At 59.9% G+C, this 16011-nt stretch carries 12 protein-coding genes; 9 read left to right on the top strand and 3 right to left on the bottom strand.

The features are described from left to right. Positions 1-67: 67 nt before the first annotated feature. On the bottom strand, positions 68-1192 hold the full coding sequence (locus tag ACQZ48_RS00935; protein WP_077984308.1) for a glycosyltransferase family 4 protein: 1125 nt from the start codon (positions 1190-1192) through the stop codon (positions 68-70). Positions 1193-1695: 503 nt separating this feature from the next. On the opposite strand from ACQZ48_RS00935, the gene ACQZ48_RS00930 reads away from it, so the two are divergent. From ACQZ48_RS00930 to ACQZ48_RS00910, 5 genes are all read left to right on the top strand, one after another. Beyond that, entirely contained in the window at positions 1696-3222 is a 1527-nt protein-coding gene (locus tag ACQZ48_RS00930) for an ABC transporter substrate-binding protein (protein WP_269834985.1), read from the top strand. Positions 3223-3545: 323 nt separating this feature from the next. Then, complete coding sequence (locus ACQZ48_RS00925) at positions 3546-4487, top strand: ABC transporter permease (RefSeq protein WP_448728375.1); 942 nt, start codon at positions 3546-3548, stop codon at positions 4485-4487. Beyond that, a complete protein-coding gene (locus ACQZ48_RS00920; protein WP_077984305.1) occupies positions 4487-5362 on the top strand; it encodes an ABC transporter permease in 876 nt (291 codons plus the stop codon). Before ACQZ48_RS00925 ends, ACQZ48_RS00920 begins: the two co-directional genes overlap by 1 nt. Before the next feature lies 1 nt (position 5363). After that, a complete protein-coding gene (locus ACQZ48_RS00915; RefSeq protein ID WP_191217696.1) occupies positions 5364-6587 on the top strand; it encodes an amidohydrolase/deacetylase family metallohydrolase in 1224 nt (407 codons plus the stop codon). A gap of 82 nt (positions 6588-6669) precedes the next feature. Further along, positions 6670-7164: a RidA family protein gene (locus ACQZ48_RS00910; RefSeq protein ID WP_137411661.1), complete on the top strand. Its 495-nt coding sequence runs from the start codon at positions 6670-6672 to the stop codon at positions 7162-7164. Positions 7165-7170: 6 nt separating this feature from the next. Here the strand turns inward: ACQZ48_RS00910 and ACQZ48_RS00905 are convergent, their stop codons facing one another. Continuing rightward, positions 7171-8007: an IclR family transcriptional regulator gene (locus ACQZ48_RS00905; protein WP_162520326.1), complete on the bottom strand. Its 837-nt coding sequence runs from the start codon at positions 8005-8007 to the stop codon at positions 7171-7173. An 89-nt stretch (positions 8008-8096) separates the two neighbouring features. On the opposite strand from ACQZ48_RS00905, the gene ACQZ48_RS00900 reads away from it, so the two are divergent. The 4 genes from ACQZ48_RS00900 to ACQZ48_RS00885 all read left to right on the top strand — a co-directional run bounded on the left by ACQZ48_RS00900 (position 8097) and on the right by ACQZ48_RS00885 (position 14308). Further along, positions 8097-9293, top strand: coding sequence for an aminotransferase class V-fold PLP-dependent enzyme (locus ACQZ48_RS00900; protein ID WP_149147620.1), 1197 nt, complete (start codon positions 8097-8099; stop codon positions 9291-9293). A gap of 202 nt (positions 9294-9495) precedes the next feature. Then, a complete protein-coding gene (locus tag ACQZ48_RS00895; protein ID WP_448728374.1) occupies positions 9496-11331 on the top strand; it encodes an ABC transporter ATP-binding protein in 1836 nt (611 codons plus the stop codon). Positions 11332-11472: 141 nt separating this feature from the next. Next, positions 11473-13293 (top strand): TRAP transporter large permease, encoded by a 1821-nt coding sequence (locus tag ACQZ48_RS00890; RefSeq protein WP_448728373.1) that lies wholly within the window; start codon positions 11473-11475, stop codon positions 13291-13293. A gap of 16 nt (positions 13294-13309) precedes the next feature. Further along, on the top strand, positions 13310-14308 hold the full coding sequence (locus tag ACQZ48_RS00885; RefSeq protein WP_448728372.1) for a TRAP transporter substrate-binding protein: 999 nt from the start codon (positions 13310-13312) through the stop codon (positions 14306-14308). Between the two features lie 54 nt (positions 14309-14362). On the opposite strand, the gene ACQZ48_RS00880 is transcribed toward ACQZ48_RS00885, so the two are convergent. After that, a complete protein-coding gene (locus ACQZ48_RS00880; RefSeq protein ID WP_173990673.1) occupies positions 14363-15874 on the bottom strand; it encodes an aldehyde dehydrogenase (NADP(+)) in 1512 nt (503 codons plus the stop codon). Positions 15875-16011: the final 137 nt, after the last annotated feature.

The following is a 16011-nucleotide window of genomic DNA, read 5'->3' as shown; positions in this document are numbered from 1 at the left end:
CGGTTTCTTTCGTTATTGAATTTCGTGAAGCCCAATCATTTATTTTATGGATGTTTTTATGCATCCGTCATGCCCGTTCAGCCAGCGCGAAATTCACGGTATCCGCGAATTCCCGCAGGAAACGTTCGCGGGAGAAGCGGGCGGCGTTGTTGATGCAGGCGTTCTTGTCGAAGCGGTCGGAATTGTCGACGAACTCCTGTACGGCGGCGCAGATCGCCTCCGGTGTCTGCTCCCCGAAATAAAGGCCGGTCGGATGGTTGGAGGAGCCGAGCGGGACGACGGTTTCCAGTACGCCGCCCTTGCCGTAGGCGATGACCGGTGTACCGAGCGCCTGGGATTCGACGGGTACGATGCCGAAGTCGTCTTCTGCCGCAAAGACGAAGGCCTGGGCCTCGGCCATATATTTGTGAAGCTCTTCATTGCCGACGAAACCGAGGACTTCGACATTCGGCGCGGCGATTTCGCGGATGCGTTTCATGTCCGGACCGTCGCCGATGACGACCAGCCGTTTGTCCGGCATCGTTGAAAAAGCCTCCACGATAAGGTGTACTTTCTTGTAGGGCACCAGCCGCGACGCCGTGACGAAATAGTCACCTTTAAGGTCGGACGGGGAGAGATGAGACGTGTCCACCGGCGGATATATCACGGTGGAATCGCGGCCATAACACTTGCGCACCCGGTTGCGGATGAATTTGGAATTGACCGTCATCAGGTCGACGCCGTTGGCGGTGCGAATGTCCCACATGCGGATATAGTGAAGAACAGCGCGCGCGATCCACGAGGTGAAGCCGCGCGTCAGTCTGGTCTCCTTGAGATACTGGTGCTGGAGGTCCCAGGCGTAGCGTATCGGGCTATGGATATAAGAGACATGAAACTGGCCCGGGCCGGTGATGACGCCCTTGGCGACCGCATAACTCGAGGAAATAACGAGGTCGTAGCCGCTGAGATCGAACTGTTCGATGGCGAGCGGCATCAGCGGCAGGTAGGAGCGGTATTTTTTTCGGGCGAAAGGCAGCTTCTGGATGAAGGAGGTGTTGACGGGACGGCCGCCGAGAAAGCCGCGATCGCGCTCGCTCATGAAGTCGACAAGGCAGTAAAGATCCGCGTGAGGATAAATTTCAAGAAGGTTGTGAAGCACCTTTTCGGCCCCGCCTCTGTCGGTGAGCCAGTCATGCACGATTGCCGTCTTCATGATTTCCTCAATAATTTCAACGTAATAAAAATTAGTTTTCCGCCATGGAATAAAGTTTGGCGGTATAAAGTATCAGGTCTTTCTGCAGCCCTTGAAAACACGGCTGACGGCGTCAAATAGCGTAACGATTAATAAAAATGCGCGGGTATGTCTGTAGTGGCGTAGCGTTAGTCCGCTCTTTAATAGCACTTTGTTCGCAAATGCGAAATATCCAACCTTGTTAATTCCCTTTCTTCCTTTGCAGTCAAGCGCCGGTCGTCATTCCCTCTCTTCCAGCCGGAAAAGATGGATATCACGGCGCACCGCTTTTTTGGCGAAAATCCAGTTTTTTCATTGCCTTAAACGATGCCGCCACCTTTCGTAAAGACCTGTCTTGCGTTTCGCCGATCATGGAAACCGATCATCGGGCCGCATTGTCATTGACAAGGCGTCTTATCGATATATTCTGTTATAAAGACGTATATAACATAATAATGGAACACATAAGAGCTGGGAGCTTGACCATGAGACGTAAACTTGCATTTCTCGCCACCGTCGCTTTGCTGCTTGCGCCGGGTGTAATGATGGCTGCGGAGAAGGGCGGCGTCATCAATGTCGCCACGATCGGCGAGCCGCCGACCCTCGACCCCATGGCGTCTACCGCCGATCTGGTCGGCATCGTCACGCAGCATATTTTCGAAACGCTCTATACCTTCGACAAGGGTTGGAAGGTGACGCCGCTTCTGGCGGAAAGCTTGCCCGAGATCAGTGCGGACGGCAAAACCTACACGATCAAGCTCAGGCAGGGCATCAAGTTCCATGACGGCAGCGACATGACGTCTGAAGATGTCGTCGCCTCGCTCGGCCGCTGGATGAAGATCGCCTCGCGCGGCAAGCAGGCAGCCGGCTTTATCGACAATATCTCCGCGCCGGATGCCGGAACGGTGACGATCGCTCTCAAGCAACCCTATGCGCCGCTCGTCTCACTGCTCGCCTTCAATAATTCGGCGGCGATCATCCTGCCGTCTGAAAAGCAGGCGGAGCCGATGGCCGAATTCATCGGCACCGGTCCCTATATGCTGAAGGAGCGCAAGGCCGACCAATATATCCAGCTCGTGCGCTTCGATGGCTACAAGTCCCGCGATGGCGAAAGCGACGGTTATGGCGGCGCACGCCATCAGTATCTCGATGAAATCCGCTTCGTTCCGGTGCCCGATCCGAATACCCGCGTCGAGGCCGCCGTTTCCGGCCAGTATGATTACGTCGATTCCATTCCGGTGGAATCCTTCGACAAGGTGAAGTCGTCGTCGGCCTCGCAGCCGCTGATGCTGAAGCCTTTCGGTTATCCCGTCTTCGTCTTCAACACGAAGGAGGGGCTGTCTTCCAAGCTTGAAGTCCGCAAGGCGGTGACCGAAGCGCTGAACATGGAAGACATGCTGGCGGCCGCTTTCGGCAGCACGGATTTCTACGCGCTCGACGGTGCCTATTATCCCGATAATTTCTCCTGGCATTCCGAAGAAGGCGTCGAGGGCAATTACAACGTCGGCAATCCGGAAGCCGCCGCCGAGAAACTCAAAGCCGCCGGTTACAACGGCGAACCTCTCCGCATCCTCACCAGCCGCCAGTATGAGTTCCATTACAAGATGGCGCAGGTCGCGGCGGAATATCTGAAGCTTGCCGGTTTCAAGGTGGATATGCAGGTGGTGGACTGGGCGACGCTGACGCAGCGCCGCGCCGACCCGAAACTCTGGGATATATACATCACTCACAGCCCCTTCCTGCCGGAACCGGCGCTGATCGGCGCGCTCTCCACCGGCTCGCCGGGCTGGTGGGATACGCCGGCGCGCAAAGCCGCGGTTGACGCCTTCACTTCGGAAGCCGATCCCGACAAGCGTATCGCGCTCTGGGCCAATGTGCAGAAGACGATCTATGCGGAGCTGCCGCTCATCAAGATAGGCGACTTCAATGCCGTGGCGGCCAAGTCCAACAAGCTGGAAGGCGTCGATCCGGCTCCATGGCCCTACTTCTGGAATGCTTCGGTTACGAAATAAGGCCTGTTTGGCAATCGGGTGCCGGGTATTGCATCCGGCACTCTGTCGCCACGGATCTAGGGTCCTTGCCGCTCCCCTCATTCCTGTGCTCGTCACAGGAATCCAGCCCACGCGCGTCTGCGTGGCGAAAAGAGTCCTTTCAGCCCAAGGACTTGGGCTGGCTAGATTCCTGTGACGAGCACAGGAATGAGGGTGGAGTATAAGGCGGACGTGAGAAGAGAACGCTCGATTTTACTACCGTGAGTGCCGGAATTGCTGGCGCTCATCGACACCATTCAACCGTCGCCTGATAGCGGCAATCACGCGCCTTGGAGCCTTCATACGTGATACGGTATATTTTCCAGAGACTTGCGGGAATGATCGTGGTGATGTTCCTCGTCGTCACCATCGTCTTCGTCATCTTGCGCGTCACGCCCGGAGACCCAGCCGCCGTGATGCTGGGGCCGGACGCCTCGGCGCAGGATATTGTCGAGCTTCGCACCCGGCTCGGTCTCGACCAGTCGCTCGGCGTGCAATATGTCTATTATATCGGCCAGTTGCTCAAGGGCGATCTCGGCCAGTCGATCTTCCTCAACATGCCGGTCGGCTCGGCACTTCTGGACCGGGCAGAACCGACGTTTTTCCTGACGATTTTTTCGCTACTGATTGCCAGTGTCATCGCGCTCCCCATCGGTATCTATGCTGCTTACCGTCGCGGTTCCTTCGTGGACCAGGCCGCGACCACCATCGCAATGCTGGCGGCGAGCATTCCGAGCTTCTGGCTTGGCCTGATCCTCATGCAGGTCTTCGCCGTGCGGCTCGATCTGTTCCCGGTCTCAGGGTACGGCGGCCCGGGTGCGAGCTTCCTCGAGCGCATGTATCACCTGACCCTTCCGGCAATAGCGCTCGGCCTCGTTTCCTCCGCCCTCATCCTTCGCTTCACCCGCGCTTCGATGCTGGATGTTTTAGGTGACGATTATGTCCGCACCGCCAGAGCCAAGGGTGTCAAGGAGCGTCGCGTGGTGATGAAACATGCTTTGAAGAATGCGCTCATCCCCATCCTCACCGTTCTGGGTCTCACCGCCGCCGTGCTGATTTCCGGCGCAGTCGTCACGGAAACCGTCTTCGGCCTGCCGGGTGTCGGCAATCTTGTCGTCTCCGCCGTACTCCGGCGCGACTATCCGGTCATTCAGGGGGCACTTCTCGTCATCGCCGGGCTTTACGTGCTCATCAATTTTGCAATCGACATGCTCTATCTGCTGGTCGATCCGAGGGTTCGTTACTGATGGCCGATATTGTTTCCACCGCCCCCCCGGCACGCAACCCCACCATCCTGTTCCTTCGGCGTCTCCTGAAGCGCAAGACGGTCGCTGCCGGTCTCATCGTGCTACTCGTCTTCGTGCTGTTTGCGGTTCTCGCACCGATGATTGCGCCCTATTCACCGTCGAAACTATCGATTGTGAACCGCCTGAAGCCGCCGAGCGAGCTTTACTGGTTCGGCACCGACGAGTTCGGCCGCGACGTCTTCTCGCGCACCATCTATGCCGGAAGACTGTCGCTTCTGGTCGGTGCCGCCGTGGTGGCGCTTTCGGCGCTGATCGGCATCACGCTTGGTTTGCTCGCCGGTTTCTTCCAAAAGCTGGATACGCCAATTGCGCGGCTGATCGATGCGATGATGGCCTTTCCGGATATTTTGCTGGCGATTGCGCTGGTGGCGGCGCTCGGCCCGTCGCTGACGACTGTCATCATCGCGCTTGCCGTCGTTTATTCGCCGCGCCTTGCCCGCATCGTGCGTGCCTCGACGCTGGTCATCCGCGAATTGCCCTATGTGGAGGCGGCGAAGGCGCTCGGCATTTCCACCTTCCACATCATGACGCGGCATGTGCTGCGCAATCTGGTTTCGCCGATCCTCGTGCAATGCACCTTCCTTTTCGCCAGCGCCATGCTGGCGGAGGCCGGGCTTTCATTTCTGGGGCTTGGTGTCAGTCCGGAAATTCCCACCTGGGGAACCATGATCTCCGCTGGCCGCCAATATATCGGCCAGGCCGACTGGATGACCTATTTCCCCGGCTTTGCCATCATTCTTTCCGTGCTGTCGCTGCAAATGGTTGGCGACGGGCTGCGGGACATGCTCGACCCAAGACTGCGAAGGGATCTGTAATATGTCGTCCGGCGAACAGGCGAAAGCGCCTCTTCAAGCTCCCATTCTTCTCACCAATGTCAAACCCGTCGGTTTCGGAAAGGGTACATCACAGGCTTCGACCGATATTCTGATTGGCGGCGATGGCAAGATCGCCGCGGTCGGGCCTGCCATCCAAGCGCCCGTTGATGCGCGGCGCATCGATGCCAAGGGCGCCTTCATCTCTCCCGGCTGGGTGGATCTGCATGTGCATATCTGGCACGGCGGTACCGATATCTCCATCCGCCCCTCCGAATGCGGGGCGGAGCGCGGCGTGACCACGCTGGTAGATGCCGGCTCGGCCGGCGAGGCGAATTTCCACGGTTTCCGGGAATATATTATCGAGCCCTCGAAGGAACGCATCAAGGCCTTCCTCAACCTCGGTTCCATCGGTCTCGTCGCCTGTAACCGCGTGCCGGAACTGCGCGACATCAAGGATATCGACCTTGACCGCATCCTCGAAGTTTATGCCGAAAACAGCGAGCATATTGTCGGCCTGAAGGTGCGGGCGAGCCATGTCATCACCGGCTCCTGGGGTGTGACGCCGGTCAAACTCGGCAAGAAAATCGCCAAGATACTGAAAGTGCCGATGATGGTGCATGTGGGCGAACCGCCGGCACTTTATGACGAGGTGCTGGAAATTCTCGGCCCCGGCGATGTCGTGACCCATTGTTTCAACGGCAAATCGGGTTCTAGCATCATGGAAGACGAGGACCTGTTCAACCTCGCAGAACGCTGCGCAGGCGAAGGCATTCGGCTTGATATCGGCCATGGTGGCGCGTCTTTCTCCTTCAAGGTGGCGGAAGCGGCGATTGCGCGCGGCCTGCTCCCTTTCTCGATCTCAACAGATTTGCACGGGCATTCGATGAATTTCCCGGTTTGGGATCTGGCCACCACCATGTCGAAGCTGCTGTCGGTCGATATGCCTTTCGAAAATGTGGTCGAGGCCGTCACCCGCAACCCGGCCTCCATCATCCGTCTCGATATGGAAAACCGCCTCGACGTCGGCAGCCAAGCCGATTTCACGGTTTTCGATCTCGTCGACGCCGATCTGGAAGCGACCGATTCCAATGGCGACGTCTCCCGTCTGAAGCGCCTGTTCGAGCCGCGTTATGCGGTCATCGGTGCGGAAGCGATTGCCGCCAGCCGTTACATTCCAAGGGCGCGCAAGCTGGTGCGCCACAGCCACGGTTACTCCTGGCGTTGAACTCCACTGGAACGGCGAAGGTCAGTCCTCCGCCTTCCGCAGGCATTACGGGATACCCGTCCCGGCATTATGAGGAATTTGCGTGAAACAGTCTTCGCTCGACGCAGAAGGGCGGCTTTCGCCCTATGACCGGCTCGCCGCGCTCGGCATCTCCCTGCCGCCGCCGCCGCCGCCGATTGCCAATTTCGTTACCCATGTGGTGGAAGGCAACATGCTTTATCTTTCGGGGCAGGGGCCACGGGAAGAAAACGGTCATCTTTACGCCGGCAAGGTGGGCGCGGAAATCGGGCTGGAAGAGGCCTATAGCCATGCGCGCCTCACCGGCATCAACCTGCTTGCCGTCATGCATGAGGCGCTGGGGGACCTGTCGCGGGTAAAGAAGGTGGTCAAGCTGCTCGGCATGGTCAATGCGGTGAGCGATTTTCGCGATCACCCGAGCGTCATCAATGGCTGCTCCGATCTCTTCATCGATGTGTTCGGCGATGCGGGACAACATGCCCGCTCCGCCGTGGGTTTCGGCTCGCTGCCGGGCAACATCACCGTTGAGATCGAAGCAATCGTCGCGCTCAAAGGGTGAGGCCGTTTAATGGTTGCGCCAGCCCATCAGTTTTTCGATCCGTTCTGCCGAAACCCTGACCTGTTCGGTGTAATGGTTTTCGTCCGCCAGCACTTTCTGTTCCGGCAGCACGATGGAAATCGTCGCCACGCATTCGCCTCTGTTGTCGCAGATCGGCGACGCGATGCAGGCGACGGCATAATCGGATTCGGCGACCTGGATCGACAGGCGGTCATGGAAGGCGGCCGCCGCCGATTGCGACAGGGTCTCGGGATTGATTTCCGCACGGCCTGTCGGCGAGGTGCGGGCGCAGCGGCGGAAAAGCTCGACGCGTTCCGCCTCCGGCAAATGCCCGACGAGCAGGCGGCCGGACGCCGTCCAATTCAGCGGAACGCGGGTACCGACGCGCGACGCGACCTGAAAGTGGCTCGGACCATCGGCCATGGCCAAGACCAGCATATGGTCGCCGTCGCGCCCGCAAAGCTGCACGGTCTCGCCCGCATGACGGCACAGATCGTGCATTTCGTGGGTGGCGACACCCATGAAATCCAGCGAACGGGCATAGGCAAGGCCATAATGGTAAAGCCGCGCGCCAAGCCAGATGTTGCCATCGGCATTGCGCGCCAGCATGTTCTTTTCAACGAGATCGTCGATGATGACATAGACGGTGGAAAGCGGCGCCTTGATGGCCTTGGCAATCGCGTAAGCGCCGGCTGGCGATCCGGTTTCGTAAAGGTAATCAATAACCTGAAGGGCGCGGTCGATGCCGCTGACGCGCGAGCGCTTGGCCGCCTTCGCGTTCGCGTTTTCGGCGGCGTCGGACAGGGCGGTTGAAGGCGTTTCGTCCAGTTTATGGGCGTCCAATTTTGGCTCCTCATGAATTTTGAGAAGCTATTACATTATTATGGCATATGTGTCGATGCCCATCGCATCGCAAAGGACAGGAGAAATACATGACCGAGGATATCAGAAGCAGGATCGGCCTTCGCCCGGTCATCAACGTCTCGGGCACCATGACCTCGCTCGGCGCATCGATTGTCGTTCCCGAGGCCGTTCAGGCCATGGCGGACATCCTGCCGCAATTCGTCGAGATCAATGATCTGCAACGCAAGGCGAGTGCGATCATTGCAAGGCTGACGGGCGGCGAGGCCGGTTTTGTCACGGCCTCCTGCTCGTCCGGCATCAGCCTTGCGGTGGCGGGCGCGATCACCGGCAACAATCTCTTGGCCATCGAAAAGCTGCCTGACGTGACCCCGGAAAAGAACGAGGTTCTGGTGCAGATGGGCCATGTGGTGAGCTATGGCGCGCCGGTGGATCAGGCGATCCGGCTTGGCGGCGGCAAGGTGGTTCTCATCGGGCAGGCGACATCGACCCACCGTTTCCACATGGAAAACGCCATCACCGAAAAGACGGCGGCGGCGGTCTATGTCGTCTCGCATCACGTCGTTGATTATGGCTTGCTGCATCTTTCCGAATTCGTCGAGATCGCCCATGCCAAGGGTGTGCCCGTCATCGTGGATGCGGCTTCCGAATATGATCTGAAGCTGTTTCTGGCCACGGGCGCGGATGTGGTGCTCTATTCCGGCCACAAGTTCCTCGGCGGCCCGACTTCCGGCATCGTCACCGGCAAAAAGGAACTCGTGCGCAACGCCTTCCTTCAGAATATGGGCGTCGGTCGCGGCATGAAGGTCGGCAAGGAAAGCATCTATGGCGTCATGGCGGCGCTGGAAGCGTGGGAGAAGCGCGATCATGCCGGCATTCGCGAGCGCGAAACCGGCTATCTCAACCTCTGGAAAAAGACGCTGGACGGGCGCCCCGGCGTGACGGCACTGATCGAGCCTGATCCGACCAACAACCCGCTCGACCGGCTGCGCGTCATCATCGATGCCGAAGAAGCGCATATCACCGCCTGGGACCTGACGACGGCACTTGCGAAAGGCAATCCTCCCATCATCACCCGCGATCATGAGGTGGAACACCGCTATTTCTATCTCGACCCCTGCAACCTGCATCCGGGCCAGGAAACCATCGTGGCTGCGCGTCTGACGGAAGAGCTGGATAGGGCGCGCGCCTCCAACGAGGTGATTGCAACGCCGTTCGAAGACCGCAGCCGCCACCGTTTCGACGGCATGCTGCGCTGGCCGGACTGATTAAGCGAGCGGGTGCCGCGAGTTTCTTCTCCCCGAGGGGGAGAAGGTCGCGGCAGCGGGATGAGGGGGCGCCCTCGCCGGATTTCGGAAACGGTGCCCCCTCATCCGACCCTTCGGGCCACCTTCTCCCCGGCGGGGAGAAGAAACTTGCGGCGACGCCGTGCCTGAACAGTTCAAACGAGAAGAAAAGAAGGGAACGATCATGACCATGCCGCAGTCAGCACCGCTTGGTGCCGAAGATGCCGTGCTTTCCGTCCGTAATCTCACCACGTCATTTCACGTGGATGGCGGCTGGAAACCGGTGGTGCGTGATATTTCCTTCGATGTCGGTCCGGGCGAGACCGTCGCGATCGTCGGCGAAAGCGGCTCGGGCAAGAGCGTGACATCGCTCTCCATCATGCGGCTGCTGGATCGGGAAAGCAGCAGGGTTCAGGGTGAAATCCTGCTTGGGCGTCGCAACCTGCTCTCCCTTTCCGAGGACGCCATGCGGCGGGTCAGGGGCAACGAGGTTGCCATGATCTTTCAGGAGCCGATGACCAGCCTCAATCCGCTTTTCACCATCGGTGACCAGATTTCCGAAGCTCTGTTGTGCCATCAACCGATGTCGAAAGCGGATGCGCGGGCAGAGACGGTCCGTCTGCTCGAAAAGGTTCGTATCCCTTCCGCCGCCTCGCGTTTCGATGAATATCCGCATCGCTTTTCCGGCGGCATGCGCCAGCGCGTGATGATCGCCATGGCGCTGGCGTCCCGGCCGAAGCTGCTGATTGCCGACGAACCGACAACGGCACTCGATGTCACGATTCAGGGCCAGATTCTTGATCTCATCAAGACGCTTCAGGAAGAGGAGGGCACCTCCGTCCTGTTCATCACCCATGATATGGGCGTGGTGGCGGAAATCGCCGACCGCACCGTCGTCATGTATCGTGGCGAGCAGGTGGAGGTCGGCGCGACGGCCGATATCTTCCATCGCGGCAAACATCCCTATACCCGGGCGCTTCTGTCCGCAGTTCCCGTTCTGGGCTCGATGAAAGGCGAGGAAAGACCGCTCCGTTTTCCCATCGTCGACACCACCACCGGGGAAACGCAGGAGCCGGCGCGCCCCGCCGACACTGTCAACGCCGCTGCACAGCCCGTTCTCAAAGTAGAGGGGCTGACCAAGCGTTTCGATATTCACTCCGGTCTTCTGGGGAGGCTCAGCGGCCGCGTGCATGCGGTGGAAAACGTGTCCTTCAATCTCAGGGCCGGGGAAACATTGTCGCTGGTTGGCGAAAGCGGCTGCGGTAAGTCCACCACCGGCCGCGCCATCATGCGGCTTATTGAGCCGGATGCGGGTTCGGTCGAGGTCAACGGCGAAAACATTCTCGCGCTCGACAAGACGGGCATGCGAGACATGCGCAAGACGGTTCAGATGATTTTTCAGGACCCCTTTGCCTCACTCAATCCGCGTATGACGGTAGGCGCGGCGATTGCCGAACCTTTTCTCGAGCACCGTATGGGAAGCGCTCGCGAGGCGAGAGATGTGGTGGCGGACATGCTGAGGAAGGTTGGTCTCTCGCCAGATATGGCTGCGCGTTACCCGCATGAATTTTCCGGCGGCCAGCGCCAGCGCATCTGCATCGCCCGCGCGCTGGCATTGCAACCGAAGGTCATCGTTGCTGACGAAAGCGTTTCGGCGCTGGATGTTTCGATCAAGGCGCAGGTCATCAATCTGATGCTGGATCTGCAGCAAAGCCTTGATCTCGCCTTTCTGTTTATTTCCCATGACATGGCGGTGGTGGAACGCGTCAGCCATCGTGTCGCGGTGATGTATCTGGGTGAGATTGTCGAAATCGGCCCGCGTGCGGCTGTCTTCGACAACCCGCAGCATGATTATACCCGCAAGCTGATGGCGGCAGTGCCGGTGCCGGACCCGGGCCGTCGCAATACACGACGAGGCGTTGCAAATGATGAGTTGAAAAGCCCGATCCGCACGGTTGATCATGTCGTTACGCCACGGCAGTATCGTGAGGTTTCGCCTGGCCATCTTGTTGCCTGCTGACGGATCGGGCTTCTTCAGCAGCGTTTTCCCGTTCGCACCGGCAGATAGTTCGATTCTCTCGTTCGGAAGCTTTACAGGTGCGAGCATTTTTCTATACCGCTTCTGGCCGTGCAGCAGGGATGACGCGCGAAAGGCGGCCGGATGGCGATACTGGAAAAACAGGGGCGCTATAGCTTCGAGAGGGTGGCCGCGGCAACTCTGTCGCGCTTCGACAGTGCGCTCGGTGCGGTTGCCGCCGCGCTTCTCGCCGCGCTGCTCGTGGTGGTTCTGGTCAATGTCATCCTGCGTTATCTCTTTCACACCGGCTTCATCGGTTCGGAAGATCTCGGCATATGGCTGAATGTCGCCATGATCGCGGTCGGTGCGCCGCTCAGCCTCAAAAGCGCGCTTGCCATGCGGCTCGATGTCTTCGTGCGGTTCCTTCCGCAACGATTTCGCGCGGCGACCGAAATTCTCGCCGATGCCTTTTCTTTCGTCGCCGCATTCATTCTTGTCTTCGGCGGTGTGCAGATCGCGGCGATGCTGGGCGGCACGTCGCCTACACTCGGCCTGCCGGAATGGGTGCGTTTCGGCTTTCTCGGTGCAGGCGGCGTGCTGATCCTTCTTTATCTGGCGCTTCAGCGTGTCAGCGAAGGCAAGGCGTTTGCCGTTCTCGCATCTCTCGCCATCGCTGCCGTGGCCTATGTCAGCCTGCCGCAACTCTTCATTGACACGAACCTGCCGCCGAGCCTGTTTCTGGCGTTGACGGCGGCTGCGGGGCTGGTGCTGGCCGCGCCGCTTGCCCACGCCTTCCTTACCGCCGCCTATGTGGCGATCGCCTTCGGCAGCACCTTGCCGGAGCCGGCCATCGTTTCGTCGACGGTAACCGGCATGTCGAAATTCCTGCTGCTTGCCGTTCCTTTCTTCCTGCTGGCAGGGAGCCTGCTGACGATATCCGGTGTTGCCAGTCAGCTCGTCCGTTTCGCTGCCTCCGTCGTCGGTCATCGCCGGGCAGGTCTGGCGCAGACGACGCTTCTGACCAGCGTGCTGTTTTCCGGCGCATCCGGCTCATCTGTCGCCAATGCCGCCTTCGGCGCGTCCACCTTCCAGCCGGAACTCGTCAAACACGGCTATCCGCCGGCGCAGGCCGGCGCGATCATCGCCGCCACTTCCGTGCTGGACAATGTTATTCCGCCCTCCATCGCTTTTCTCATCCTTGCCACGGCCACCAATCTTTCGGTCGGTTCGTTGCTGGTCGGCGGCTTCTTCGCCGGCGGGCTGATGGCAGCCTGCCTCGGCGTGGCGATCCATTTCAGCGTGCGCAGCGACGATACCTTGCCGCGCTCGACGGGGGCTGAGCGCTGGCGCTCGGCCGCCGCCGCCATACCAGCCTTCGGTCTTGGCGTCATTGTGGTAGTCGGTATTCGCATCGGCATCGTCACCACCACGGAAGCCGCCGCCCTTGCCGCACTTTATACGCTGCTTCTCGGCTTCGGTTACCGGCTGGGCGCGGGCCGCATTTTCGCGACCTTCCGCCAGTCGGCGGGTGAGGCGGCGGCCATCGGTCTTCTGATCGGCACGGCGGGGCCTTTTGCCTTCCTGCTGGCGATCGACAATGTCTCCGGCCTCGTCACGGACTTCGTCACTTTGCTCGGCGGCAGCAAGATCGCGGTGCTTCTGCTCTCCAACCTCATTCTGCTTGTCGTCGGTCTGGTGCTGGATATTGGTGCTGCCATCCTGCTGTTCGGGCCGATCCTGCTGCCTGCTGCCGTCGCGGCCGGCATTGATCCCATCCATTTCGGTGTCATTCTTGTGGTCAATCTGATGATCCATGGCCTGACGCCGCCGCTCGGGATGCTTATCTTCGTGGTCAGCGGCGTCACCCGCATTCCGGCGACAGCGCTTTTCCGGGCGGTCATTCCCTATCTCGTCTCGCTTCTCGTCGCCCTTGCCATGTTATGTGTCTGGGCCATAGTCTTCTAAGTCAGGGGTTTTCGTCATGACCTTTATCGACCGCCGTCATTTCCTCAAACTCTCCGCTCTCGGCGTCGCGACGCTTGCCGCACCTGGTCTGGTGCGCCCGGCGCATGCCAGAACCCGCAGCCTCACGGTTGCGTCGTTATTCGCCGACGACAAGCCGGAGACGAAAATCTGGGTCAGGATCAGCCAGCTGGTGGAGGCGAAATTGCCTGGCCGTTTCCGTTTCAACATCGTCAAAAGCGGTGCTCTGGGTGGTGAGAAGGAAGTGGCGGAAAACATTCGCCTCGGTTCGGTTCAGGCCAGCCTCTCCACCGTCTCTTCCCTGTCAGGCTGGGTGCCGGAACTGCAGATCCTCGATCTGCCTTTCCTGTTCCGTAATCGTGAGCATGTGCGCAAGGTGGTGACGGGCGAGACCGGCGAAGAGCTGAAGGCAAAACTTGCCGCGCAGCAATTCATTGCCGCCGATTTCATCAATTACGGTGCTCGCCATCTTCTGGCGAAGGAGCCTTTGACCCGCGCGGAACAGTTGAAGGGCAAGAAAATCCGCGTCATCCAGAGCCCGCTGCACACCAGATTGTGGAGCGCCTTCGGCACCACGCCGGTCGGTATTCCGATCACCGAGACCTATAATGCGCTGGCGACCGGTGTGGCCGACGCCATGGACCTCACCAAATCCGCCTATGCCGGCTTCAAGCTTTACGAAGTCGTTCCCTATATGACGGAAACAGGCCATATCTGGGCCTCGGGCGTCGTCTATTACGGCGCGACCTTCTGGAACCAGCTGGATGACGAAGAAAAGAAGGTTCTTTCGGAAGCCTCCAGCGAGGGCGCACAATATTTCAACCAGCTGATTGTCGAAGACGAAACGAAGTCCGTTGAGCTAGCGCTCTCCAAGGGCGGCACGGTGCTGCAGCCGGAAGCACTGGATGAATGGCGCAAGGGTGCGCAGGATGTGTGGCGGAATTTTGCCGGAACAGTCGGCGGCGCCGACAAGATCGAGGCTATCCAGTCAGCCTGAGATTGCTGGATCGAAAACGAAAGGGGAAGGCGCGGAAGCGCCTTCCCCTTGTTGTTAGCGGATATCCTCAGGCAGAACGTCCGAAGGGATGTTCTGGTAGGAAACCGGGCGCATGAAGCGGCGGATCGACATGGTGCCGACAGAGGTCGCCCCGAAGTTCGTCGAGGCCGGGTAGGGGCCACCGTGAACCATGGCTTCGGAGACTTCAACGCCGGTCGGGAAGCCGTTGGCAAGAACGCGGCCGGCCTTGCGCTCGAGGATCGGCAGCAGCTTGCGGCCGAGTTCGGCGTCACCTGCGTCGAGATGCAGGGTGGCGGTCAGCTGACCTTCGAAGCTCTTGGCCACTTCAAGCATTTCTTCCGCGCTATCAACCGTCACGATCAGGCCGAGGGGTCCGAAGACCTCTTCTGCAAGTGCATGGTTGGCAACCCAATCCTTGCCCGAAACGCGGAACAGGTAAGGCGTCGCATTGCGCAGGTTGCAGGTGGTGGTCAGAACGTCGCGCACGCCGTTGCCGGCAGCGATGCGGTCGCGGCCATCACGATAGGCGGCAGCGATGCCGTCGGTCAACATGACCTGCGGGCCAACTTCGGAAAGTGCCGCACGGGCAGTCTCGGCAACCGCATCCGCCTGCTCGGAGAGAATGACGGCAATGCCCGGGTTGGTGCAGAACTGGCCCGCACCCATGGTGAGCGAACCGGCCCAGCCCTTGGCAATGGCTTCGCCGCGGTTGGCAACCGCTTCCGGCAGCAGGAACATCGGGTTGACCGAACCCAGCTCTCCGAAGAAGGGGATCGGCTCGGGGCGCTGGGCGCAGAGATCGAACAGCGCGCGGCCGCCGGCGAGCGAACCGGTGAAGCCGACCGCCTTGATGCGCGGATGCTGAACAAGAGCGGAACCGACATCGCGGCGGCCGCCCTGGATCAGCGAGAAAACGCCGGGATGCAGATTGTGCTTCTTGACGGCGGCGAGAACCGCTTCGGCAACGATTTCACCGGTGCCGGGATGGGCGGAGTGGCCCTTGACGACAACGGGGCAACCGGCAGCCAGAGCAGCAGCCGTATCACCACCGGCCGTGGAGAAGGCGAGCGGGAAGTTGGAGGCGCCGAAGACGGCGACGGGGCCGATCGGGCGCTGCATCAGGCGGATATCCGGGCGCGGCAGCGGCTGGCGATCCGGCAGCGCTTCGTCGTGGCGACGGTCGAGATAGTCGCCCTTGCGGATATGCGACGCGAAAAGACGCAACTGGCCAACAGTGCGGCCACGCTCGCCCTGCAGGCGTCCGGCGGGCAGACCAGTTTCGGACGAGCCGATTTCTGTGATGGCGTCGGCGCGGGCTTCAATCTCATCGGCGATGGTATCGAGGAATGCGGCGCGTTCTTCGCGGGTGGTGTAACCATAGCTCCAGAAGGCGTCTTCGGCTGCTTCACAGGCTGCATTCACCAGATCGACGGTGCCGACCGAAAAATCGAAAGCTTCGCCATGTGCAGGCTCGCTGCGGAATTTTGCTTCCGTTGCGACCCATTCTCCTGCAACCAGATGTTTGCCGTGCGGCTTGAAACTCATTGTGCTCTTCCCTGAAAATCTGATCCTGTGTGGAAAATCCACCCGACACCGTGACGTTGCACCGAAAGGCGACGGCATAAAACGCCATCAGCCGCGATCCTCGCCCGGTTGCCATCTGCCTTAGCCCGTGTGGGGCC

The sequence above is a fragment of the Agrobacterium sp. 22-209-1 genome (assembly GCF_053522485.1).
The sequence above is the reverse complement of the archived record's forward strand: the minus strand, read 5'-3'. Positions and strand labels throughout refer to the sequence as shown.

Coding starts and splice junctions, on each gene's coding strand:
- ACQZ48_RS00900 (WP_149147620.1), top strand. CDS start 8,097: ATGACCGAGGATATCAGAAGCAGGATCGGCCTTCGCCCGGTCATCAAC.
- ACQZ48_RS00935 (WP_077984308.1), bottom strand. CDS start 1,192: ATGAAGACGGCAATCGTGCATGACTGGCTCACCGACAGAGGCGGGGCC.
- ACQZ48_RS00930 (WP_269834985.1), top strand. CDS start 1,696: ATGAGACGTAAACTTGCATTTCTCGCCACCGTCGCTTTGCTGCTTGCG.
- ACQZ48_RS00920 (WP_077984305.1), top strand. CDS start 4,487: ATGGCCGATATTGTTTCCACCGCCCCCCCGGCACGCAACCCCACCATC.
- ACQZ48_RS00895 (WP_448728374.1), top strand. CDS start 9,496: ATGACCATGCCGCAGTCAGCACCGCTTGGTGCCGAAGATGCCGTGCTT.
- ACQZ48_RS00885 (WP_448728372.1), top strand. CDS start 13,310: ATGACCTTTATCGACCGCCGTCATTTCCTCAAACTCTCCGCTCTCGGC.
- ACQZ48_RS00915 (WP_191217696.1), top strand. CDS start 5,364: ATGTCGTCCGGCGAACAGGCGAAAGCGCCTCTTCAAGCTCCCATTCTT.
- ACQZ48_RS00890 (WP_448728373.1), top strand. CDS start 11,473: ATGGCGATACTGGAAAAACAGGGGCGCTATAGCTTCGAGAGGGTGGCC.
- ACQZ48_RS00880 (WP_173990673.1), bottom strand. CDS start 15,874: ATGAGTTTCAAGCCGCACGGCAAACATCTGGTTGCAGGAGAATGGGTC.